We start from the raw sequence: 21595 nt of genomic DNA on the forward strand, positions 1-21595 counted from the left end.
TTTACCTGCAGGACTTTTAGGATGGGGAGCTTTAACTTTACTTTTTATTTTAACTGCATTAGGTACTGATAGATTGGTAAATGCTAATAAATTATTGGAATGAAAATATGATTTTAACTGGACCTGAAATTATAAAAGCACCGAAACTACCCTACGTTTTGGCGATAGCCATTATAAATAACGATAATATGTAAAGTATCATTTAATTTCCTATTTTAAATGTAAGTTGTAAGCTCAAATGAAATTCATCATTTCCATTAAATCTAGAGAAGGTGTTTTGACTTACAACTCAACTTTGATTCTTCCTATCTCAATACAAAATCCTAGAGAAAAGCTAATAAATCACCTTTCCTCTAGGATTTTCTTTACAGTCAACTTATGCGTAGTTACACAAACCAGTTTCTCCTATGAATCAGCTCTTTTACAACTAACTGAATACCCTCGTCAATTTTCGATTCCTCGACATTTGATACGTTAAATTTCAATAACCTTTCCTGCTTTACATTGGGCAAGTAATTGCAGTTAAGTGATTGCAAATAAACATTTTGTTCGGCAAGATGCTTTATTACTTGGTTCGCATTCACATTTTTCGGCAATGCGATATGTGCATTCACACTAATCGACGAAGGTCGAACAACCGGCTTAAATACACTGTCTGCTTGGAGATGCTTTTCTAAGGATTGATAAAGCTGCTCAGCACGTGTGAAATAGGATTGTTTCACTTTAGTTTGGTGCCGTTCAAACATGCCACTTTTTATGTATATTTCTAAAGCTGCCTGCGAAATCATAGAGCTATCGATATCCGTTATTTTTTTATATTGCTGGAAGCCTTCAATGAGTTTTTCAGGAAGAACAGCGACACCTATTCGTAATCCAGGAAACATAATTTTAGAATAACTTTTCAAATAAATAACTCGATCCGATACATCATATGAAAAAATCGGATCTGCCTTCAAATTTTGCTCGAAATCAGCTAAATAATCATCTTCCACAATGTACACCTCATACTTCTCCGCAAGCTTGGCAATGTCCGCCTTCTCCTTTTGTGTATAAGAAGTTCCTAAAGGATTGTGGAACCTCGGCATAGTATAAAAGAATTTCACATCCTTGCCACTAAAAATCTGTTCCAATTCTGCTAAATCAATGCCCTGTGCAGTTCTTTTAATCGGAACAACAGGCACTCCTTTTACATTCAAATATTCAATAAATAAGTGATAGCTCGGCTGTTCTATCACAATCTTATTTCTGCCGTTTGGAAATGGAAGCATCGTTAAAATGAATAATGCTTGTTGAACACCCGATGTAATAAAGATTTGTTCGTTTTTAGCGAAAACTTGGTACATGGTTAATTGCTTTTGAACAACATCAATTAATGAAGGCAAGCCCTTTGGTGTTCCATAAATAAACAAATCCTGTTGGTACGTATCGATTGCTTTGTTTATACAATGTTGAAAATCAATATAAGGAAATTGAGTCCAGTTTGGAGCAGATGTAGCAAAATCAATCGCATCTGTCATCGAACTTTTTTGCTTGAAATTTTTCTTTATAACATAATAACCACTCTTAGAAACCGAATAAATTATATGTTTTTTTTCTACTTCCTGAAGTGCCTTTATGATGGTGCTCTTATTACATATAAACTGATTGGCTAATTCCCGTATCGAAGGAAGTTTTGCGCCCTCCTGAAGCGCTCCCGATTCAATTTGCGATTCAATAAAATTGATGATTGCTAAATATTTATACATACATTCCCACCTTTTGTACCGGTACAGATTGATTTTATTTCCATTGTACACGAACACCTATTTTTATACGCTATATTTTGTAATTCAGCATATCAATAGGAGGTTTTACAACACATGACAAACCATCAAAAAGCATATAGCGCTGCGATTTTGTATGCGTGTATTATTGGATTTTCGTTCATCTTTATAAAAATTGCGCTGACAGAAGCAAGCGTAATGGATATACTTGCCCACCGATTTACAGTCGCCTTACTAATTGCGACTGTTATCATTTTATTCAAGAAAACATCTATAAAAATGCCGTTGAAAGATTTATGGACAATCGTGCCACTAGCGTTGCTTTATCCTGGGCTTTTCTTTCTATTCCAAGCGTTAGGCCTTGTTTATAGTTCTTCCTCAGAAGCAGGAATCATTCAGGCGACTATACCGATTTTCACCTTACTATTTGCGACATTTTTTATCAAAGAACGGTCAAATAACTGGCAACTGGCCTCTATTCTACTATCTGTAGCAGGGATCATTTTCTTATTCATCATGAACAGTACCCATGTAGAAGCATATAGCTTAAAGGGGGCTGGACTAATCCTGTTATCTGCCATGGCTGCTGCTTTCTACAACGTACTTGCTAGAAAATTAACGCGACAGTATTCCTTATTTACGTTGACCTATGTCATGACGCTATTTGGATTTGTTACATTCAATGGGCTTGCACTCACACATCACGTAGTGGAACAATCCGTAGCGAGCTTTTTTACACCATTGTTTACGCCATCCTTTCTAGTAGCCATTCTCTATTTAGGCTCTCTTTCTTCATTGTGCACATCATTTTTATCTAACTATGCCCTATCCGTCATAGAGGCATCCAAAATGAGTGTATTTAGTAACTTAGCGACATTAATAACAATCATTGCGGGTGTTATTTTCCTCAATGAAACGCTACAGTTTTATCATTTGATTGGTGCTGTCATCATACTTGCTGGAGTAATCGGGGTTAATTACTTTGGTAACAAGGGGCGTGTTTAATCGTGAATAAGTATTTAATGTTATTACTAATTAGTTTAATTTGGGGTTCTCAGTTCTTCTTTGTTGCTTTATTAATAGAAGCTGTCGGTGCAATCACATTATCAGCTATTAAAGCGTTCGTAGGCGCAATTTGCTTACTCATAATTAGCTTATTTTTATCAAAAGAGGCAAGAAAAATTCAGAAAGGCTATCGTAAATGGTATATTTTGATTGCACTATTTGAGGTAGTTTTACCCTTCATATTGATTGCCCAGGGGCAAAAAACAGTTCCAAGTAGTATTGCCTCGATGTTGATTGGCATGGTTCCTTTATTCACACTCATCTTTTTAATGGTTCTTTTCAAAAAGAAATTCCAAAAGATTCAAGGGTTCAGTATTCTCTTGGGCTTTTTAGGTATTTTAATCTTATCGTGGCCTACAAATAATGCCAGTGACTTTCTCTATAGTATTCAAGGAAACCTTCTATTAATAATAGCTGCAATGAGCTTCGCCTTCTCTCTAATCTTGATGGAGCAACTAACTACTGGCTCATCAATTGTACATATGAGGAATGTGTTATTCATTGCAAGCATCATACTTATTCCAATTGCATTTATTTTTGAGCAGCCTTTAAGATTAAATATTGATCTATCACAATATATCTATTTAATGATTTTAGGTACTTTCCATGCAGGTGTTGTTTATCTCTTAATGAACCTACTAATTCATCAGCAAGGCGCTATATTTACATCGCTAACGAATTATATTGTTCCAGCAATCGGCATTATGTTAGGATACTTCATCCTGCATGAAGATTTAACAACAAAGCATCTGATTGGTGTACTTATCATTGGTATCTCTCTGATTTTTTCGGATTCGAAAATTATTAACACCATTAAAAAGAAAATCAACAAGTGTTAATGGTATATACTATTCATTACGTGATTTTTGATTTTCAACTGCTCTGAAAAACAATAGGTACTTGACTAGCTTCAAGCTAGAAACTGAAACTCTTTTATAGCAAGTATTGTTGGACACTTGTCTTTCATCAACTTTACATATTCAATAAACTAATAGCTAATGAAAGCTAGTTGTGTCCTAAATATAATGGCACCATTTTTCTTGAATAAACTAAATATTTATGAACGTTTTAAATCCCTCATTGAGCAAGGCGAGCTGCGCGTAAATGAACAATTGCCATCTATTCGCCAGCTTGCGGAGTGCTTACACGTTAGTAGAAATACTACATTAACCGCTTATGAGCAGCTCGCCCCAGAGAGCTATATCAACGGTAAAATTAGAAAAGGCTATTTGGTAAATAAGCTAGAACCACAGCTTTTTTCTAGAGAAACGCCTGTCGTACCACCTAAACCATAACAGCCAACCTACATCGTACCTTTTTCTTTCCCGCCATATGCGTCTACTACAGACTTTTAACGCAAAATCCAAATAAGTTTCTATGATACAAGCCATCAACTGCTTTTGTGTCACCTCAAATTGTCATTACTTTTTACTATCCATGTTGTTTTTGCCTCAAACATTCACATTTTAGTCTATGATAAACTAATCATCAAAAAGTAAATAATCACCAATAATATTAAGATAATTAAAAAATAAGAAATCCACATGATATGTCTATTTGATGGAACAAATTCTTCATTCACTATCTGTTTTCTTTTTGCAGAATAATTAAATGTAGCTGTAAAGATAATTAAAATCCCAAATAAACAAGCTAACAAGCCAATTATTGCTGATAAAAAATCTACCCAAAAATTCCGAACCGTTCCTATAGCAAAGTGCAAACTCGTTGCCAAGAAAGCAACCCCTAAAATGGAAATGGCCTTTCGAATCCATGCTAAATATGTTCTTTCATTTGCCAAATGTTGCTGGGCATATTTTAATTGCTTCATCTCTATTTCTGCCTGATTTAAAGGGTGATTCTCCATCTAATTAACACCTACTCTTTGGTTAGAATATTTTCAATTATTCTATTTTAATATATCGTATTGTAGAAAAAATAAAAGAGGATGATTGTTTTTTCATTTAATGTATGTTGAGAAATGATGTAAAACCATTTCTTTTAATCTTTTGTTCTACATATTACTATGTAATGGGAAAATAAAAATGATTAATGTCACACGCCACCGTCAGAATTCACTTGAAAATAACACGTTAAAATAGAAAAATAAGGGCATCCCTCTCTCCGCTAAGAGAGGGATTATTTTCAAGTGTTTCATTGTAGAGCATGTATTATTTAGAGGTAGTAATGAACATTTAAGGCACAAGGAGCTATGAACTTGCACAACTTTCAATACCCTAAGTAGGTGAAGGTGAAAAAAGTAGAAAATTCAAGTATCAATGCTTTTATTATGATCATTTGAGAAATGTTACTCAACTTTAACGATCTAACAAATATTCACAAAATAACATTACTTGCTATAAGAAATTGGCAAAACTAGCATTTACAGATAGGGAATACACGCTAATTTTTTAATCATGATCTGGCAATTCGTAATTGTTTGTATTACTTAATTTTTCACTTTCATACACCATCTTACCTCCCAGATGACCGGTATATGCTAATGTAGAAGAACCTATGATACCTAAAATCACTACTAAAATTACAATCCATTTTGTATTAATTTTCAGTTTCTGCCCAAATAATTTTAATATTGAAATTGCACCAAACAATATTAAAGATAATAAAGCCATATTTTCATGTAATTCAACTGTCGATTCGATAACTTCTCCCCATTTTTGTTCCGCAAATTCTTCTGCTGCATCACCTGTCATAAAAGAAACCAAACCGGTTACAAAACCTGTTACAAACAAAATTGTACTTGTCTTAAATAAATACTCTTTCTTTAAAAACAAATTGATGACTTCAATTACTGTTGCTGTTAATAATAATGCAATTGGAAAATGCACAATGGACGGGTGTAGTGGCACGTAATTGCCTCCTTCTTTAAAAAAATTTACACAATAGATCAAAACAAACATCAAGAAAATTTATTCAACGTTTATTTCACTTGTTATAAAATAGTCTATCCACTATCAATGAAATTTAACTGAAAATATTAATATAATGAAACAAAAATTGAACTGTTATTATGATGAATGAAATCTTTATCTATTTAATTGAATTTTCTGAATTAAATAGGCCTCAGGGGAGTACACAATTCTTAACTAGCCATCAGGGCAGCGTGCTTCTCCGTTTACCAGTTGTGTCACTATGCCACTAGCTCTTGGCATTCCTAAATTATCATAATTAGCAACCATTGTCGTATGGACGCTCTAAATCCGTTTCCAAAGTACATTCATTTGACTTATTCTTTACAACAATGTTCCTGCAAAAAATTTAGGTCGTCACCTTTCTTTTCCTTAATACATAGGATACGGTTAAGATTATTTTCCACTATAAAAGTAAAGGGGGATATAGTAATGAATAGACATAAAAAAAATCCACAACAAAATCTAGAAACGACGGAAATTGAAATAGCAAGATTAGCATATATCGGAGCATCCATCGCAACATTGGGTGACGGTCTTTCTGCAGTTGCAGCAGGTCTAGCACTAAATGCTTTAGAAAAATCAAATAATCAGGATCCTCAAAACCAAAATAGTGATAAATCGAAAGAAGTAGATAATTTGCAAAAACAGATAGACCAAATAATCATTGAACTAAAACAAGTAAAAAAAATGATGCAATAATTACATGTTACTGCCAGTTACTTTTAAAGCTTATTAAAAAGGAGTGTGAACGATTGCAATACGGCGTACAACCAACTTCAAATAATCAATTTCTTGTCGATCTTGTTAAAGCCATTAATGGCGAATATAATGCTATACGATTTTATGAGCACTTGGCTCAGCTTGCTCCAAATGAGGATGTTAAAAAACGTATTCTAGAGATAAGAAAAGATGAAATGCGACATTACCAAGGTTTTGCTTATATGTATACCTCCCTTACTGGTCAACACCCTTCTCCACAAATAACAGAGCCATTGCCATTAAATTTTAAAAGCGGAATTTTAACTGCATTTAAAGACGAACAAGAAGCGGTCGAATTTTATCATCGTGTGGCTCGACAATATACAATACCTTATATTAGCAACCAATTTAGTTCAAATGCTTCAGACGAACAAAATCACGCAGTTTGGTTTTTATTCTTTATAAACCAATATTGACAATGCTCTTACCGACTATAAGTCGGTTTTTTATTTATAAATCTCCTTTTACGATCAATATCATTTTGACCCGAACCTCTTACCGTACTAGATGTTGCTACGCTGGTATTATGTCTTCATATATTTTGCACACTGTGATTTATATCTTTTTATAAACTTCATAAAACAATCCGCTTTTAACAAATCTCTTAAATCATCCTAGGGTATTTCCCTATAATACATATTGATAATATGTTGAAACAACTTTAAGGTAGGTTTATATATAGCCTATAAATTAGATGATTACGCCATCGTTCCATAAACTTTACTCTTGTTATTCCTTAAGCCATTTCAGTTTTACATCATCCTCTAAACAACCGAGTTGATCGAAATGACTTGCTATAATGCCAAAATACATATTTTCATCTGTATTTACATCGACTTTACGTAGCGTATCATTAACGATATATGCAGCATCCTCTCCTAGTGCATAAATTGTGTTGAAAGCACGAACGCGTATATTTTGGTCTAAATCAAACATAGCCAATGACAACTCATCAGTCGGAATAGGCTCACTAAAATGAGCATAAGGATTTTCGTAAGTAGCACAATAAATTCGCTCTCTTGCTTCCTCAAAGGTATGCCCTAGTAATACCCCTTCAGCATAAATCGCATTATCTTTTTGCGAAAGATTAGCTAAATCAATTTCTACAAAGTGCATATCTTTTACAATATAGTATTTGTCATCTTCATTTAGCGCCAGCACATAATCGTCCCATGTAGCGATTTCTCCTGGTTCAATATAAACTGCAGGACGATACAAGTAGTTTGCTGTCACATCTTTAAAGAAAATTGTCCATTCAGCATAAGGGCTACCAAAACTAGATAACACTCGTAATGCAAATCTATCCTCTTGTTTTATTAATTCGTCATATACGTAATATCCTTCAAGTTGACCTTCTGTTTGTGCATGTTGAAACTCTAACTGTACAATTGATTCGACTGTAAACCCGCCACTCATATCTAGGAGAAGTGTAAAATTAGTTCCTTGTTGCTCAGCATTCAAAATTTTACCATCATGAAATGACTGTGAAAAAACGGTTTGTGCGGACGGATTAAAATGTTCAACAAGTGCTTCACGCTTTTCATAAATAGCATGGCTCTTAGCTGTGAACTGCTCAATTGTCACATTGCACCATTCTTCAAATTCTTCCATTAGCGTATCCTTTCGAAATAAAGTTTGTTCAATAATTTCCTGCTGAAACTTTTTTGGTAAGATCCCTACATACTCGCTTAAATGCTCATACAAATGATTTTCAAATTCAGCATCGATCTCTTCCTCAAATGGATATGTCTGTGCTGCGTTGAATACTTCCTGTCGTTCACGTGTTAAGAAAAACATCATTCCACTCCTTAATTAATTGTATAGCGAAAATTATGAATAACTATAATAGACTAGCTTTATAGGACTTAAACTTTATATCTCTCTTATTAATTTATCCTGAATAGATAGCGTTGAAAAACTACAAGAATAATTCCTTTTTTAAAAACAGAATCGTGGCAGATTGACCTTCATTTCGATGCAGATAATAAATATTAGGTACGATATTATTCAAAAATAGACATTTCAGTAATACTTATTCCGTGTTTACATAAGTACCTGTTTTGTAGCACATTTGAAGCCAACAATTATCCGAAGCGATTATGAAAACACCAAACAATAAGAAATATACTCACTATCCCCCAAGCAGCAGTGCTCCATATCCACCAAATTACAGATTTAGCTTTTGATGAATTTTCTGCGTCGTCCATATTTGCTTTTATATACTCGACCTTACTTTCCATTTCTTTTTTCATAGAAGTGAGAACAACAATTCCAATTATGATGAAAGCAATCGTTATCCAGAGTAATAGGTCCACCTTTACACCCCTTTATATAAATGGATTTCACTGCAATGTAGCGTAAACAAAGATAATAAGCAACCTTGTGTTAATGCAAGTGCGTTACTGTTGCAACCTAAAATTCTTAAAGCGTCGTTTAGGTCAAAAGAAGCTTAATAAATTATTATTCTATAATATGACCTTTAGCAAAAGAAGGCACAATTCTTGTATGAATAGCTTCCGATTGTTGTATATGGGTGACAGCAGTTATACATGTTGAACGTAATAAGCTGTTTTAATACGATTTTGACCAGCTTTTAATTTCGAACCGTTGCCTTTACTGAAAGTATTAATATTGCGCATAGCATATGGTCACTTGAGTACCGTTTTCATTGGATTGGATTGTACTCTGTAGTTCAAGCACTCGACAAATATCTTCGATGATACGTAAACCAGTACCCTTTTCCTCCACATTAAACCCAATCCCATTATCCTTAAAGTTAATTGCGTTTTTTTGCAAAGTGATTTCAAATGTATCACACGCTGCATGACGCACTATATTTTGGAAGATATTATCAAATAATCGGTGCAACCAAATTTCATTACTGCGCCATTGGCAGTTAGTTGCGCAATTGTTTAACACAATAGAGATTTGGTTGACTTTAAATAAAAAATTCCACTTTAAAATAATTGTATTTAGAAGTTTTGGAACATCTACTTTTTCCATGATTACATACGAATTATCAACACGAGATAAGCGTTCAAAGTCATATTCATTGGATAACTTTGAAATATAGTTTATTTGTTCGTTTAAAGAATTGAAAATATCCTGATGTTGTGAAAAATCATGTTCGATTGTGTACAGTTGTAAGCGCATCGCTGTTAAAGGCGTATTAATATCATGGCGCAACTGAGTTAAAAGTTCTTGTTTCATTCGCTCCTGTTGCTGTATTTCAATTTCTTTTGATATCGTCCGGTCAATAAGAAGGTTTACTGCATTGGTTAAATCCCCTAATTCATCATTTCTAGCGTAAGGAATCTTTTGAAGCCTCTTCTTGTCGTCACTTGCCAACTCCATAATTGTTTTGTTTAATACATTGATCCGTTTAATCAATGTATTAATGGATTTAGAGAATAGAATAGCCAAAGCAAAGAAACTGACGATAAATAATCCTAGCATAATTGGGTAAGCTTTTGACTCATAAAACTGGGTTTGTGCATCATTTGAAAAATGATTGTAAATGATCGTTACGATAACACTAATCACGACAACAGAAAGTGGAACACTGCCTATAACCGTCAATAGCAATAGTTGATATTTCTTTTTTAGTTTCATTGTTTCATATGAGTATTCATACGATACCCTTCTCCATATACATTTTGAATAATAACACCATCTCGATCGTCAATTTTGCTGCGTAACTTTTTGATATATACGTTAATTAAATTTAAATTGCGATCCTCTAGCGGCCAAAGGTATTCCATGAATTGTTCTTTAGATAAAATAAAATTTGCGTTTTCGTAGAGATAAAAGAATATTTTCTTTTCAATCGCTGTCAATTCGACTTCTTTATGATGTTGATGATTAACAACACGCATATGCGTAACATCAATTGATAAATGTTGTATTTGTTTGTGAATACCGTAAGTAGCAACTAATTTATTTTTTATTCGTATTAATAATTCCCTCGGATCAAATGGCTTTACCATATAATCTTCGCCAATTTCAAGCCCTCTTAATTTACTCTCAATATCACTTCTAGCAGTTAAAAATATGATAGGGATATTATGCCCTAGCTGATTAATTCGCATGGAAATTTGATACCCATCCTCCCCCGGTAGCATAATATCCATAATGACAATGTCGACTTGCTTAATAACGGTATATAATGAAGCTCCATTTTCTATCCAGATTACGTTATACCCTTCTTTTTGTAATATATTCTCTAATAAACTTCCAATCATTTTATCATCTTCTACCAGTAAAATTGTAAACAACATTTTCGTCCTTTCCTCACTATTGTTCAACCATCTCCTGCAAGAATTTTTGGGTTTCTTCATAGATTTCAGTAGAATGGTACAAGTAAATACTGTGCTTGCTTTTTATTTGAATTACAGTTGAAACGTCTAACTGCTTTGCAAAATCCTGATAGTCTTTTAGTGATGCTTTAGCAGCTTTAGAATTTTTATCAAGGTAAGCATCAATAAATAAAATTGGGGTTGTTTTGGGAATAGGTAATGCGGCAGACTTTTTACTATTATTTACGACATGTAGCATTTCTTGTTCCATATCGTTGTTGATGCCCTGTTTATTTGAAATCGCCTTAAATATTTCTTTTTCTTTTGAAGTCAGAAAATCTTTCTCTAAGACGGCATCGTTATATGCTAAATTCGGAAACACTCTTTGGAATCCTAATTCACTTAAAGCATTCCCTATTTTCATAAAAGTCTTTTCTGCGAAACCTACGGGATGTTTTATATATTGAGATGGTAAACCAATATCTAACGCCACAATGGCTTTTACTTCTTTCGGATATTTCTGCGCCCAATAGATGGCTTCGATTCCTGAAATAGAGTGTGGTACTAAAATATAAGGGGGCTTATTCCCACTTTTCATTAGTGCCTCCCTCGTTTGTTCTAGTATTACATCTATATCCCGATTGTCGTTAAATACATCACTATACCCATATCCCGCTCTTTCCACAACGGCAATTTTATCTTCTTTTGAAAAATGACGATACAAGCTTTTTAATTCATACATCGGTGCTGCTACTGCTGAGCCAGCCATAAATACAAATGTATCATTGTCCTGACCTTCAGAATAAACATTCATCTTCTTTCCGTTAAAATCGATTAGTTTGCCCGTATTATTCTCTAATAACAAACTTTCTTTATTTTCTTTGAACTTATGGAAGCTAAAGACAGAGACGCTAAGCACAAGCAATAACATACAGAAACCTACTGAAAACCACTTCATAATTTTTTTCATTTTCTAGTTGCCCCTTTCAATTATAGATACAAGGTTAAAGTAAAAAAATATAATTCTTATAAACTTTTGATGATTTTTTGAATTTAAACAGTCAATAAACTAAATTTGGGCACATATCAAAAAGTCACGAATGTTTTTAAATGAACGCTTCGTGACTTTACTAATAAACTATATAGTTAAACAAACTTAGCTTTTGTGTGAATAAAAAATAGACAAGCATGATGAAATATCAGCTTGTCTATTAGCATTTATTTTATTGTGATGCTTTTTTAGCGTTTGAAATAATCGTAATAATTAATGCCACGACACCCACGAAAATCAGCAACGCACCTACTGGCGTTAAGAAGAAGTATGGCTCGTCTATCATGCCATTTTCTTGTACTGTGACAGGCGCAAACTTTGATGCGATTAATAATATAATCCCTAACACAAGGGGTACAACAGCAAAAATCATTTTTTTCATAAATACTTTCTCCTCTACTTTTATCGGTTTTTTATGTTTTTCTTAATCGTTGTAATAGCCATAATCATCAATGCAATGACACCGATAAAGATGAATAGCACACTTACTGGCACTAAGAAGAAGTACGGCTCATACAGCATGCCATCTTCCTGTACACTGGAAGGTGCGAACGCTGACGCAATCATCAATATTACGCCTAGTATTAGTGGAACAGATGCGACGATTATTTTTTTCATATGACATCATTCCTCCCCTTTTTCATAAGCTAAAAGATCACCAGGCTGACAATCTAACACTTCACAAATTTTATTTAACGTTGAAAATTTTACTGCTTTTGCTTTTCCCGTTTTTAAAATCGACACATTAGCCATCGTAATGTCAAGTGCTTCTGATAATGCTGTCACCGACATTTTTCGTTTTGCTAACATGACATCGAGATTGACGATGATTGCTATAACTCCCACCTCAAATCGTTAATTTCGCTTCTTCCTCTAGCTGTATCGCCTGTTGAAATACATTCGCTAATACACGTAAAAATACGGTTAATGTTACTGCCATTCCAAAAAATAACAAACAAAATGAGAAGATAATTGTCGTAGCTTGCTCACTAATAATGATGTAAACAATGCCAATTGCATACAGCACAATCTCACTCATTGCTAAATAACTCATGTATGTAAAATGTTTAACATACTGTTCACTAAAGAGCTTTTTAGTAATTCCTGAGCAAATTTTCCAAGCAAACAATAACGCTAGATAAAAAGGGATGGCAGTTACCCACATAAATAGCATAATCGGCATACCTTCAATTTTAATTGCCATTTGGGGCACAACTAAGAAACAAAATAATATACCCGAAAATGCAACCATTATAATCAGAAACTTTAACCACATTGCTAACTTCTTCATATTGCCAACTCCTTTTACAGTATGTCGCGCTTTTTAAACACCACACTTGCTATGACTAACATGACAAGCAGATGTATAACTACATAAAGAAAGGACGTTGTTAACGTAAAGTGCTCTGATAGCATATTCGTTCCGTTTCCAATTAGCGGGTTAGCATCCAAATCTCTTAAACTTAAATGCTTAAACACAACAACATCCGAATATTTCTTCAACACAATTGTCATAATGTTAACGATATTACCCTGTAATAAAAATATCAGCATTGTAATTGTTACAGGTAGTATTGTTGTGGTAAACAAACTCGCAAGCATAAGTGCTAACGTAATATAGAAGACGATGGGCACTAACTCGTACATGATAATTTTAAGCAGTATGGCAAGTGTAAAATCATCTGCCATCCAACCGAAACGTAAGCCTCCTACAAGCATCGAAACCAGTAGTGCCGTGACAATTAACAGAACAACGGTAATCAGGATTGCAAAATACTTGGATAGCAAAATAGCTACCCGCGTCTTTGGACGAATTAATAATTGCTTAATCGTACCTTGCTGAAACTCATCAGCAATCGACTTTACCATTAACGAAATGCTAAATATCGTGACAAGCATCGCTGTAATCGTAAAGTTGAAATGAGAAAATGTTACATAGCTTGAAAACCTCTCCGCTGGTGGTAGCCAATTTTTAATAATAAAGGCAGTCGCTACCTGCAACGTAAGAAGTACCGTTAAAAACACGCTCACATTCTTTTTTACGAAAATTTTCATTAACTCATTTTTGATTAAATTAATCATGAAGTTGCCCCCTTGGTAATTTCTAAAAATTCATCTTCGAGTGTTTTTTGCTTGGGAATAACCTCATAAATCGCAATATTGTGTGACACGAGCTTTGCAATAATGGCGGCAACCTCTACTTCATCTGCTGTTACCTCAAATGATGTGTCACTTATAATGCGGCAGTCTATTAGCTCATCAATGCCCTCTGTTTGTGTCGTTTTAATCTGCACACGATGCTCGCCCGCCTGTTTTTCATGTAAATTGTGCTCTTTAATAAAGGTGCCCTTATTAATAATGAGCACACGGTCACACATTAGCTCAATCTCACTTAATAGGTGGCTTGATACAATGACCGCTATTTTTTCCTTCTGTGCAAGCTCGCGTAAATACTCCCGAATTTTGCGAATACCGGCAGGATCTAAGCCATTTGTTGGCTCATCTAAAATTAAAACTTTTGGTTGATGTAACAAGGCTTGTGCAATCCCTAAGCGCTGCTTCATACCAAGCGAGTAGTTTTTCACAAGCGCGTGTATAGATTCTCCTAAATCTACGAGCTGAACTATTTCATCAATGCGCGCCTTCGAAACTTTATGATTCGCCATATTGGCAAAGTGCATTAGGTTTTGTCTACCTGTCATATATCCATATAATTCAGGGTTCTCTACAATTGCACCAATATTCATGAGCGCTTTTTCTCGCTCTGTAGCAATGCTATGGCCACAAATTTGAATATCTCCTCGCGTCATACTAATTAGCCCTGTAATCATTCTGATTGTCGTTGTTTTTCCACTGCCATTCGGTCCTAAAAAGCCATAAATCTCGCCCTCTTTTACCTCGAAAGTTAAGCCATGGACAATTTTTTTATCGCCGATGCTTTTTTGCACGTCGGTTAATTTCAATACGGTTTTCCCCATCTGTCAACCACTCCTTTTGATGTTTTTTATCGTAATATAAAACAAATTACATTGCAACAAAAATATATCGTAAATCAATAAATTTATATTTCATTACAACAAAGTAATGTGACGGAAAATTATATTTATTTGTTGGAATCAAAGAATGGTTCATTTTTCTTTAAATTTGACTACCGTATTTTTAGGAGTAACAGGTTGTATTAAATCAATATATTTTTGAATATAATGTAGCGTTCTTTATTGTTTACAAATCAAAAATTTAAAGAGGTGTTTTTATGGTCATAACACCGGATATTTCTACTCTAGAATATACGATGAAAAATGGTATTAAATATTTCGAATTAGTGGCAGAACCTGTAAATCAAGAAATACTGCCGGGTGTTTTTATTAAAGGTTGGGGATACAACGGTAGTATTCCAGGACCGACCATTCAAGTTTATCCAGGGGACTATATCAGTATAAGAGTAATAAACCAACTCCCTGAAGCTACCAGTATTCATTGGCACGGGTTGAACGTTCCTAACGTCATGGATGGTGTCCCAGAGGTAGAACCTTCTCCTAGAATTGAACCAGGGCATTATTTTGATTATCACTTTCACATAAATAACCCTCCTGGAACCCATATGTATCATTCTCATGTGAATGTTGCAAAGCAAGATATGCTGGGATTACTAGGGGGGTTCGTTATTCTGGATCCACATGAAATAAATGTGAATAAGGACTATCTATTACTTATGCAGGAGTGGAGTCTTAGTGGATTGCAAAAGGGGAAAAAGTCAAAACTGGTCAATATCATCTTAATCCATTTGCGATGGAATTTAACATGTTTACGATTAACGGAAAGAGTTTTCCATCTACCACACCTATGGCAATAGAATATGGTGATATTGTTCGTTTAAGGTTAGGAGCCATACAGATTAATCATCATCCTATGCATATTCATAGTATCAATTTTTAATCGAAAAATCTGATGGTAACTCTATAGTTAATAATAGAATATTTAAAAACACTATTTTAGTGGCTACTGGTGAAACTTGGGATGTGATATTTAAAGCCAATAATCCAGGTATATGGTATTTCACTGCCATATCGCACATCATGTTTCTAATAACTTTACGGATGGAACAGGTGGGATGTTCACTACCTTAGTATACAAATAGTAAAAAACATTTATAGACAAGCCCGTTTTTTAATGATATCCCTCTTTCAATTAAAGCCTTCATCATCTCAATATTTTCTAATCCCCCCTTCTCGGGGCGCCCAGTAAGTCGCCCACGAGCTTTTATCGCTCCTCGCCCCACCATTCTTCAACCAAATGCCGCAAATGCTTTGAATTTCATCTTAGACTTATTTTACAATCTTCTGTCTTTCTATAGTTATACATCCTCCAACTACTAAGTTGAACGTTTACTAGCTTTGATTTTTCAATTGTTTCAGGTGATTAGCATATAGACAAAACTACCATTACTAACTAATTAAACAAATAATAGACTACTAACTACACGTTACTCTTCTTATTTCATATCCTATAGTATCCTGGCAAATAAACTTAACTTACCAGGTGAATCTGATATGAAGGGAGGTAAAAAAATGGGATATTTAAACAAAGATAATGGCAATCAAAATTTTAACAACTCGCTTAAACATTGCAATTGTCAGAATCATTCTAACTGCTCTAACCGTTGTTCAAAAAAATGCTGTCACCAATGCCAGCCTTGTCAATGTTCATGTTGCGGAAATGTGGGCGGAGGAGGTCCTATAGAAATAAATATTTTCGGATTTAATACGTCTGGTTTTACCTATGTCCTTAGCCAAGGCGGAAAAAGTATAGAACGTGCTGTATCATTTAGTGTCTTTGGGATTGATTTCAACTCTGACGGGATACTTCCGCACCCTCGTACAATTTCTGGAATAGTCAGAAGAGATGGAACTATTCCCTCAGGATCAGTCGGTTTCACTGTCTCTCACGCCCCAAATACGGGGACATACAGAGTTATTTTCACTAAACCTTTTTCCATCGTCTCTCCTGATCAAGAACCTACTTTAGAAATAATACCTGATCCAGTAAACGTACAAGTAGGTAGGCCTGGATTTGGGACAGGAGAAGGTGTTACAGATGTTATTTCAGGAATAATCAGCAGTGAAGGGGCTATTTTGGATGGAACAACACTTGAATGTAGTCAAGAGTATGCGTTTACAGTAGAAAAAAATGATTGTCAACCAGGCTTTTATAGAGTTAGGTTCAAACCTGAGTTACAAGTAAGGACGCTGCTTAGAGGTGGGATTGAAATTAGCATTATAGATTTGCAAGTTCAATCACCTGGATGTTGTGCGAATAACTGTTCGTGTAACCGTAAATGCACATGTCGCTCTTCTTCTAGTACTGGCGAAGTATATAGTCAAGGGATTGATCTGCCTTTTGTTGATAGAAGTGGTTTTGTTTATAGACCTTATGAAATCACAGATGTTGGAAAGGTATATGTCGATTTACCGGTTTCCTTCTCTGCTCTACTAATAAGAGAAGAATCTTAACCGTATTTACTATTAAAACGTATAGAAACCTTGTTAAAGATGATATTAAAAACATCATTTAAATAGGTTACAGTGAACCCTTTTATATTTCAATTTTTGGAAAACACTAATACTGGAAGTAAATCAATATAAAATACAAGATGTCTGGTTCCTAAAAAAATACAGAGGTATTTTAGAACCAGACATCTTCAATCTATTCATACACTACCTACATAGTCGCTTTGACAACTTCAACATGCAGCTAGACAAACTCAAAAATCATTGAGTTTGTCTATAGCCTGATTAGCGCTCATTATTGAGCACTATTTTTATAAATCGTCCAAGGACAAGCATGTTTTTTATCCTCAAGTTCAAGAAGCTTATTCACCTACCAAACCGTCGTTATCACGGTCTTGCATATATTTGTACAACCAGTGTTCACGAGTTATTGGCATGCTATAACCTGCTGCTTTTGCTTCTTTAATCGTCACTTGTCCATTTCCATCTGTATCAACGCTCGAAATATCTTCAGTGCCACTCGAAGCATTGGACTTATTCGAACTTGTTGAGTTAGTAGATTTAGTTGATTTACTTTCAGTTAATCCGAGAGATTTATTTATTTCATCAGGGTTACCGTTAGCAAACTCATCTACAATTTTATTCCCTTTTAAAGTGTAAGTGTACTTGTAATGAGAAGGAATCTGCGTTTCCTTATTAGGATATGTAATAATAGCTTCAAAATTAGTAGCTCCACCAGCTTTACGAATAGCGTCTTCCATATATGCTTGATCACCATGTCGATTAAGGGTGCTATTTTGTGGCGTAATATTATAAGCGTTTGATACCCCACCAAGGGAATCTGCAATAATATGTCCTTCATCTAAATCTGCTCTTTCTACACCAGGAACTTTTGCTTCATCCGCGTAGTATCTGCCAGCTGATGTTACGGGTTCGGTACGGTCATCTTGTAGAACGATTTCGTCAGCAATGACACGAACCAATTGCCCTGCCTCATTCGTAAATGCATAGTAATGGCGGTCCCCAAAGCCAATGTCAACGACGACGTTAGGTTCGCGATGTCCTGACAAATCGCCACCATCCACTTCAATCAGTTTGTACCCTTTGAACAGTTCATCTTTTGTTTGAGTTGCTGTATTTTCTGATGCTGTTTTTTCTGTTACCGTAGTTGTTGTTAATTCTTGTGAATCTGTTTCTTTCACTGTAACGGATGCATCTTCTACGTTCGTACAACCAACAATAAAAATGGCAGTTACAAGTAAGATTAAATAGTTTATTCTCTTTTTCATTATGGGACTCCTTACAATTGTTTTTTCTGAACATTCTAGAACTCTATTAACATTGTTAACCTATTTATAATAGCATATTACAATATTCATTTTATTACAGTAGATACAATTTCAATTTAAGAAAGTAGTGCACCCCGATGGTTTTTATTTTAACTCAAGGAAAATTTACTCTTTTTCCCTAGAAAAAAACACCTCCAAATTGAAATTAAGATAGTTACACCCAAATTTCAATTGAAAATGCTTTTTTGTCTATCCCTATTTTCGAGTAAATTCCCATTGAGTGTCTTTTTTCTAGTCTATTCTTCAACTGGCTTCAATAGATTGGCTGGAATAAAACCAAAATTCACATCTCCCACCATCAAATAACCATTGATCTCAATTCCTGGTGAATAAAAGACTGTTCCCTTCAACTCTTTACCATAGTATCTTGTTATCATCGGACCATTATATTGTTCTGTATCTTCTGTTAATATATACGAGCCTTTATTTCTTGTTTTCTTTTCAAAAATTCGAATATCAGTGCTATCGAGAATACCTGTACTGCTTACATCTCCACCTTCAATGTCTCCAATACAATAATGGTAATTGAATTTACCATTCTCAATAGATACTAATGATACTTGTGGTCTACAAACCTCTTCTCGATTTCCAACTCTAAAAAGTGTGCCATATTCAATGAAAGTATCCATACCATTCGTTTTCACACCCTGATGATTAATCATTACATAAGCTGGATTATTATAGAATGATGAACGTATATCGATCGGTACTTCTTTGAAAACTACCAAATCCGTTGCTTGTACCCGATATTGCCCCATTTGATAAAATGTTTTGCCATCATATTTTTCAATATCATACGTTTTAAAAAAGTTATTTCGCTTAACCAATAAAGAATCAAACGTACCATTTGGATTTTTCTTATATACTTTTATGTCTTTTTTAAAGGTCATTTTTCCTGTTTGCCCTTTTACAACTTCTGCTCCATCATACATCACTTTTGCTTCTGATTTTGTAGGATTTACTATCACAAATACAAATGCTACTAGTAACAAAATAAATATTTTTTTCATCATTCTCCCCTAACTATTTTATTTCAAACAAATATAATATCTCATTATTGTATACCAGTAATCTAATATCTACCAACGGATGTTAATAGCCCAACAAAAGTTGCGTGTTTTTACCTAACTTATTTTATCCATAATCATTCAAGCCAAATTAGGTCTACTACCCACAGATTGTGGTTATTTGCCCTTTTCATCTAAGCAATTATAGAAAAGTACTGGGCGCTCTTTATAAAGAGTATCTTCCTAACACTAAGTTCCTCCGGCTATAGAAATAGTTAAATTATTAAAGTATTCATTTGTCATTTCCCACTTTACAAATTTTTCTAACTTCAGTCAACAGTCTTTTAAAGTTGTAACACTCTTATAAAATGTCATCTAATAGATTATCGAGTGTTGGTAAATATACATTTTAAGTTTTTCAATCACCTAATAATCACGGTCTAATGTCAGTACTGTCATATCGTAAAATACATATCTTTGAAAACAATACACTTCCAATCAATCACACATAATCTTTACAAGCTTTACCCTCCTCTTTGTAATCCGCCGCCCTTTGACATATAAAATCATGCTTAATATTTGATTGCGTTTCATAGCTTTTACTAGTTGTTCTTTCATCACAGTGCACTCTTTCAACAGGAATGTTTGTTCGTCTTAGGACTAGAACAATCGTTCTTTTTTTGGTAAGTATTTAAATTAATATATACTTAATAAATTTTTCCATTAAAATGAAATATGTATACAATTTTATAAAAGGGGATAGCAACATGGAAACACTAATAGCGAATAAGCGAACTTATAAAATTAATTTCATTCCATTTGAAGACAAATGTGGGCTAAATGAAGACGGAACCTATGACGTTATTTACAGAGGTAAATATATTGAACTTCATTGTGAAAAAGAAGAATTATTAAATGCTAGAATATATGATGATTCAAACAATCAAATTTCTTTTTTCTTTTGCCCTTTTACCATCTTTGGAAAAGATTTAGAAAATGTAAAGAAATATTTTCAAGAAAAACACGGAATAAGAGAGTTCCAATATTTTGACTCCGATAAATGTTATGTAACATTTTAATCATGAACTAGAAAATGACCAAGACGGAAATTAATTGCATCTTGGTCATTAGTATTTTTATGATTTAATCTAACAAACACCGGAATGATTTAGATTACTTTTTATCCTTTCTCCGTTGTTGAATTGTAATGCATAAACCAATCAAGCGATCAGTTGTCATTGTACCATTCTGTAAATCCTTCAAGTGCGAAGCTTGAATAATACCATCCTTAACTGCTTGTGCAATAAAGTCCTCCGTTTCCGTTCTCATAGCTGGTGAACCTGGATTCCAATTTGCATTAGCCACTGTAATTTCCTCCTTTTTGTCTTTCACGATTAAATGAACTTTCAATTTGCTGTTACTTGGTACAATTACTTGTCCTTCTAATTTATAGCCTTTAGGCATCTTCCAATTTGCTTTCACTTCAAAGTGTGGGCGGTCAATTGCTTTTGTCCATGTTCCGCCCCATTCAATACCTAGCTTTTTCGCAATGGCTCCTACTCGACTTAATGTAGTGACATCATACAATGATTGTGGAGGACCAACTGCGATGTCCCATGCTAGACGTGATTTATGATTACTGTTTAGTGTCCATGTAACAACTTTCCCTGGGCGCGACCTACCCTGTGCATACAGGTAATGTTGCCGTGCTTGTGAGCGATATGTTTCAGTGATGAAGATGTTCTTAATGCCTGCTTTATAGCACTGTTGAAAGAGTAATCTGCAAGCTGTTTGTGCGGCAGGTATTAGCTCGGCTAAGTCTCGGCATGTAGTTGTGACACTTGTCATTTGCATCATCCTTTGGTTTTT

Annotated in this window: 26 protein-coding genes and 1 pseudogene; 10 read left to right on the plus strand and 17 right to left on the minus strand. The window is 34.4% G+C overall.

Features of this window, described 5'->3' with window-relative positions; translation table 11 throughout:
* Nucleotides 1-386: 386 nt before the first annotated feature.
* The gene (locus tag LO754_RS11880; RefSeq protein WP_231784391.1) at nucleotides 387-1745 is read right to left on the minus strand and encodes an aminotransferase-like domain-containing protein; all 1359 of its coding nucleotides are present in this window, start codon (nucleotides 1743-1745) and stop codon (nucleotides 387-389) included.
* Between the two features lie 114 nt (nucleotides 1746-1859).
* On the opposite strand from LO754_RS11880, the gene LO754_RS11885 reads away from it, so the two are divergent.
* The 3 genes and pseudogenes from LO754_RS11885 to LO754_RS11895 form a co-directional block, all read left to right on the plus strand.
* On the plus strand, nucleotides 1860-2768 hold the full coding sequence (locus LO754_RS11885; protein WP_231784392.1) for a DMT family transporter: 909 nt from the start codon (nucleotides 1860-1862) through the stop codon (nucleotides 2766-2768).
* 2 nt (nucleotides 2769-2770) lie between these two features.
* The gene (locus tag LO754_RS11890) at nucleotides 2771-3667 is read left to right on the plus strand and encodes a DMT family transporter (protein WP_229386728.1); all 897 of its coding nucleotides are present in this window, start codon (nucleotides 2771-2773) and stop codon (nucleotides 3665-3667) included.
* A 186-nt stretch (nucleotides 3668-3853) separates the two neighbouring features.
* Nucleotides 3854-4099, plus strand: a pseudogene (locus LO754_RS11895) (GntR family transcriptional regulator); the annotation flags it as partial.
* 200 nt (nucleotides 4100-4299) lie between these two features.
* Here LO754_RS11895 and LO754_RS11900 read toward each other — a convergent pair.
* Together LO754_RS11900 and LO754_RS11905 are read right to left on the minus strand one after the other, a co-directional pair.
* A complete protein-coding gene (locus LO754_RS11900; RefSeq protein ID WP_231784393.1) occupies nucleotides 4300-4692 on the minus strand; it encodes a DUF202 domain-containing protein in 393 nt (130 codons plus the stop codon).
* 544 nt (nucleotides 4693-5236) lie between these two features.
* On the minus strand, nucleotides 5237-5695 hold the full coding sequence (locus tag LO754_RS11905) for a DUF2231 domain-containing protein (protein WP_231784394.1): 459 nt from the start codon (nucleotides 5693-5695) through the stop codon (nucleotides 5237-5239).
* A gap of 492 nt (nucleotides 5696-6187) precedes the next feature.
* Between LO754_RS11905 and LO754_RS11910 the strand changes: the two genes are divergently transcribed.
* Together LO754_RS11910 and LO754_RS11915 are read left to right on the plus strand one after the other, a co-directional pair.
* Entirely contained in the window at nucleotides 6188-6457 is a 270-nt protein-coding gene (locus tag LO754_RS11910; RefSeq protein WP_024364153.1) for a hypothetical protein, read from the plus strand.
* A gap of 53 nt (nucleotides 6458-6510) precedes the next feature.
* Nucleotides 6511-6933, plus strand: a complete 423-nt coding sequence (locus LO754_RS11915) for a ferritin family protein (protein ID WP_024364152.1) — start codon at nucleotides 6511-6513, stop codon at nucleotides 6931-6933.
* A gap of 313 nt (nucleotides 6934-7246) precedes the next feature.
* Here the strand turns inward: LO754_RS11915 and LO754_RS11920 are convergent, their stop codons facing one another.
* From LO754_RS11920 to LO754_RS11970, 11 genes are all read right to left on the minus strand, one after another.
* The gene (locus LO754_RS11920; RefSeq protein ID WP_231784395.1) at nucleotides 7247-8317 is read right to left on the minus strand and encodes a DUF4085 family protein; all 1071 of its coding nucleotides are present in this window, start codon (nucleotides 8315-8317) and stop codon (nucleotides 7247-7249) included.
* 284 nt (nucleotides 8318-8601) lie between these two features.
* On the minus strand, nucleotides 8602-8832 hold the full coding sequence (locus tag LO754_RS11925) for a hypothetical protein (RefSeq protein WP_229386730.1): 231 nt from the start codon (nucleotides 8830-8832) through the stop codon (nucleotides 8602-8604).
* 310 nt (nucleotides 8833-9142) lie between these two features.
* Nucleotides 9143-10129: a sensor histidine kinase gene (locus LO754_RS11930; protein ID WP_231784396.1), complete on the minus strand. Its 987-nt coding sequence runs from the start codon at nucleotides 10127-10129 to the stop codon at nucleotides 9143-9145.
* Complete coding sequence (locus tag LO754_RS11935; RefSeq protein WP_231786316.1) at nucleotides 10126-10794, minus strand: response regulator transcription factor; 669 nt, start codon at nucleotides 10792-10794, stop codon at nucleotides 10126-10128. Before LO754_RS11935 ends, LO754_RS11930 begins: the two co-directional genes overlap by 4 nt.
* 16 nt (nucleotides 10795-10810) lie before the next feature.
* Complete coding sequence (locus LO754_RS11940; RefSeq protein WP_229386732.1) at nucleotides 10811-11782, minus strand: alpha/beta fold hydrolase; 972 nt, start codon at nucleotides 11780-11782, stop codon at nucleotides 10811-10813.
* A gap of 253 nt (nucleotides 11783-12035) precedes the next feature.
* A complete protein-coding gene (locus tag LO754_RS11945; protein WP_024364146.1) occupies nucleotides 12036-12245 on the minus strand; it encodes a DUF3955 domain-containing protein in 210 nt (69 codons plus the stop codon).
* A 20-nt stretch (nucleotides 12246-12265) separates the two neighbouring features.
* Nucleotides 12266-12481 carry a DUF3955 domain-containing protein gene (locus LO754_RS11950; RefSeq protein ID WP_025219586.1) on the minus strand — a complete coding sequence of 72 codons (216 nt, stop codon included), beginning with the start codon at nucleotides 12479-12481 and terminating at the stop codon, nucleotides 12266-12268.
* Nucleotides 12482-12487: 6 nt separating this feature from the next.
* Nucleotides 12488-12700 (minus strand): helix-turn-helix domain-containing protein, encoded by a 213-nt coding sequence (locus LO754_RS11955; protein WP_024364144.1) that lies wholly within the window; start codon nucleotides 12698-12700, stop codon nucleotides 12488-12490.
* Nucleotides 12701-12710: 10 nt separating this feature from the next.
* Nucleotides 12711-13154: a DUF2975 domain-containing protein gene (locus LO754_RS11960; protein WP_024364143.1), complete on the minus strand. Its 444-nt coding sequence runs from the start codon at nucleotides 13152-13154 to the stop codon at nucleotides 12711-12713.
* A 14-nt stretch (nucleotides 13155-13168) separates the two neighbouring features.
* Nucleotides 13169-13945: a DUF2705 family protein gene (locus LO754_RS11965; protein WP_231784397.1), complete on the minus strand. Its 777-nt coding sequence runs from the start codon at nucleotides 13943-13945 to the stop codon at nucleotides 13169-13171.
* Nucleotides 13942-14841 (minus strand): ABC transporter ATP-binding protein, encoded by a 900-nt coding sequence (locus tag LO754_RS11970; protein ID WP_025219588.1) that lies wholly within the window; start codon nucleotides 14839-14841, stop codon nucleotides 13942-13944. The genes LO754_RS11965 and LO754_RS11970 overlap by 4 nt, the downstream gene beginning before the upstream one ends.
* Before the next feature lie 275 nt (nucleotides 14842-15116).
* Here LO754_RS11970 and LO754_RS11975 point away from each other — a divergent pair, with 275 nt between their 5' ends.
* The 4 genes from LO754_RS11975 to LO754_RS11985 all read left to right on the plus strand — a co-directional run bounded on the left by LO754_RS11975 (nucleotide 15117) and on the right by LO754_RS11985 (nucleotide 17373).
* Nucleotides 15117-15716: a multicopper oxidase domain-containing protein gene (locus LO754_RS11975; RefSeq protein WP_231784398.1), complete on the plus strand. Its 600-nt coding sequence runs from the start codon at nucleotides 15117-15119 to the stop codon at nucleotides 15714-15716.
* Nucleotides 15707-15799, plus strand: a complete 93-nt coding sequence (locus LO754_RS11980; RefSeq protein WP_231784399.1) for a cupredoxin domain-containing protein — start codon at nucleotides 15707-15709, stop codon at nucleotides 15797-15799. Before LO754_RS11975 ends, LO754_RS11980 begins: the two co-directional genes overlap by 10 nt.
* A gap of 59 nt (nucleotides 15800-15858) precedes the next feature.
* Complete coding sequence (locus LO754_RS23870) at nucleotides 15859-15990, plus strand: hypothetical protein (RefSeq protein WP_488209307.1); 132 nt, start codon at nucleotides 15859-15861, stop codon at nucleotides 15988-15990.
* Nucleotides 15991-16413: 423 nt separating this feature from the next.
* Nucleotides 16414-17373: a hypothetical protein gene (locus tag LO754_RS11985; RefSeq protein WP_231784400.1), complete on the plus strand. Its 960-nt coding sequence runs from the start codon at nucleotides 16414-16416 to the stop codon at nucleotides 17371-17373.
* A 359-nt stretch (nucleotides 17374-17732) separates the two neighbouring features.
* Here LO754_RS11985 and LO754_RS11990 read toward each other — a convergent pair whose 3' ends face one another.
* Both LO754_RS11990 and LO754_RS11995 read right to left on the minus strand, forming a co-directional pair.
* The gene (locus LO754_RS11990) at nucleotides 17733-18659 is read right to left on the minus strand and encodes a DNA/RNA non-specific endonuclease (RefSeq protein WP_024364138.1); all 927 of its coding nucleotides are present in this window, start codon (nucleotides 18657-18659) and stop codon (nucleotides 17733-17735) included.
* 296 nt (nucleotides 18660-18955) lie between these two features.
* Nucleotides 18956-19732, minus strand: coding sequence for a hypothetical protein (locus LO754_RS11995; RefSeq protein ID WP_231784401.1), 777 nt, complete (start codon nucleotides 19730-19732; stop codon nucleotides 18956-18958).
* 761 nt (nucleotides 19733-20493) lie between these two features.
* Between LO754_RS11995 and LO754_RS12000 the strand changes: the two genes are divergently transcribed.
* Nucleotides 20494-20805, plus strand: a complete 312-nt coding sequence (locus LO754_RS12000; protein ID WP_231784402.1) for a hypothetical protein — start codon at nucleotides 20494-20496, stop codon at nucleotides 20803-20805.
* A gap of 94 nt (nucleotides 20806-20899) precedes the next feature.
* Here the strand turns inward: LO754_RS12000 and LO754_RS12005 are convergent, their stop codons facing one another.
* Complete coding sequence (locus LO754_RS12005; RefSeq protein ID WP_231784403.1) at nucleotides 20900-21574, minus strand: M15 family metallopeptidase; 675 nt, start codon at nucleotides 21572-21574, stop codon at nucleotides 20900-20902.
* Between the last annotated feature and the right edge of the window lie 21 nt (nucleotides 21575-21595).

The organism is Lysinibacillus sp. GJ-1 (genome assembly GCF_021166035.1).
Classification (GTDB): domain Bacteria; phylum Bacillota; class Bacilli; order Bacillales_A; family Planococcaceae; genus Lysinibacillus; species Lysinibacillus sphaericus.

Bases quoted from the DNA above. Each gene is read 5' to 3' on its own strand.
- LO754_RS11880 (WP_231784391.1), bottom strand. From the start codon at position 1,745: ATGTATAAATATTTAGCAATCATCAATTTTATTGAATCGCAAATTGAA.
- LO754_RS11885 (WP_231784392.1), top strand. From the start codon at position 1,860: ATGACAAACCATCAAAAAGCATATAGCGCTGCGATTTTGTATGCGTGT.
- LO754_RS11900 (WP_231784393.1), bottom strand. From the start codon at position 4,692: ATGGAGAATCACCCTTTAAATCAGGCAGAAATAGAGATGAAGCAATTA.
- LO754_RS11910 (WP_024364153.1), top strand. From the start codon at position 6,188: ATGAATAGACATAAAAAAAATCCACAACAAAATCTAGAAACGACGGAA.
- LO754_RS11920 (WP_231784395.1), bottom strand. From the start codon at position 8,317: ATGATGTTTTTCTTAACACGTGAACGACAGGAAGTATTCAACGCAGCA.
- LO754_RS11930 (WP_231784396.1), bottom strand. From the start codon at position 10,129: ATGAAACTAAAAAAGAAATATCAACTATTGCTATTGACGGTTATAGGC.
- LO754_RS11935 (WP_231786316.1), bottom strand. From the start codon at position 10,794: ATGTTGTTTACAATTTTACTGGTAGAAGATGATAAAATGATTGGAAGT.
- LO754_RS11940 (WP_229386732.1), bottom strand. From the start codon at position 11,782: ATGAAAAAAATTATGAAGTGGTTTTCAGTAGGTTTCTGTATGTTATTG.
- LO754_RS11945 (WP_024364146.1), bottom strand. From the start codon at position 12,245: ATGAAAAAAATGATTTTTGCTGTTGTACCCCTTGTGTTAGGGATTATA.
- LO754_RS11950 (WP_025219586.1), bottom strand. From the start codon at position 12,481: ATGAAAAAAATAATCGTCGCATCTGTTCCACTAATACTAGGCGTAATA.
- LO754_RS11960 (WP_024364143.1), bottom strand. From the start codon at position 13,154: ATGAAGAAGTTAGCAATGTGGTTAAAGTTTCTGATTATAATGGTTGCA.
- LO754_RS11965 (WP_231784397.1), bottom strand. From the start codon at position 13,945: ATGATTAATTTAATCAAAAATGAGTTAATGAAAATTTTCGTAAAAAAG.
- LO754_RS11970 (WP_025219588.1), bottom strand. From the start codon at position 14,841: ATGGGGAAAACCGTATTGAAATTAACCGACGTGCAAAAAAGCATCGGC.
- LO754_RS11975 (WP_231784398.1), top strand. From the start codon at position 15,117: ATGGTCATAACACCGGATATTTCTACTCTAGAATATACGATGAAAAAT.
- LO754_RS11980 (WP_231784399.1), top strand. From the start codon at position 15,707: ATGGCAATAGAATATGGTGATATTGTTCGTTTAAGGTTAGGAGCCATA.
- LO754_RS11985 (WP_231784400.1), top strand. From the start codon at position 16,414: ATGAAGGGAGGTAAAAAAATGGGATATTTAAACAAAGATAATGGCAAT.
- LO754_RS11990 (WP_024364138.1), bottom strand. From the start codon at position 18,659: ATGAAAAAGAGAATAAACTATTTAATCTTACTTGTAACTGCCATTTTT.
- LO754_RS11995 (WP_231784401.1), bottom strand. From the start codon at position 19,732: ATGATGAAAAAAATATTTATTTTGTTACTAGTAGCATTTGTATTTGTG.
- LO754_RS12000 (WP_231784402.1), top strand. From the start codon at position 20,494: ATGGAAACACTAATAGCGAATAAGCGAACTTATAAAATTAATTTCATT.
- LO754_RS12005 (WP_231784403.1), bottom strand. From the start codon at position 21,574: ATGACAAGTGTCACAACTACATGCCGAGACTTAGCCGAGCTAATACCT.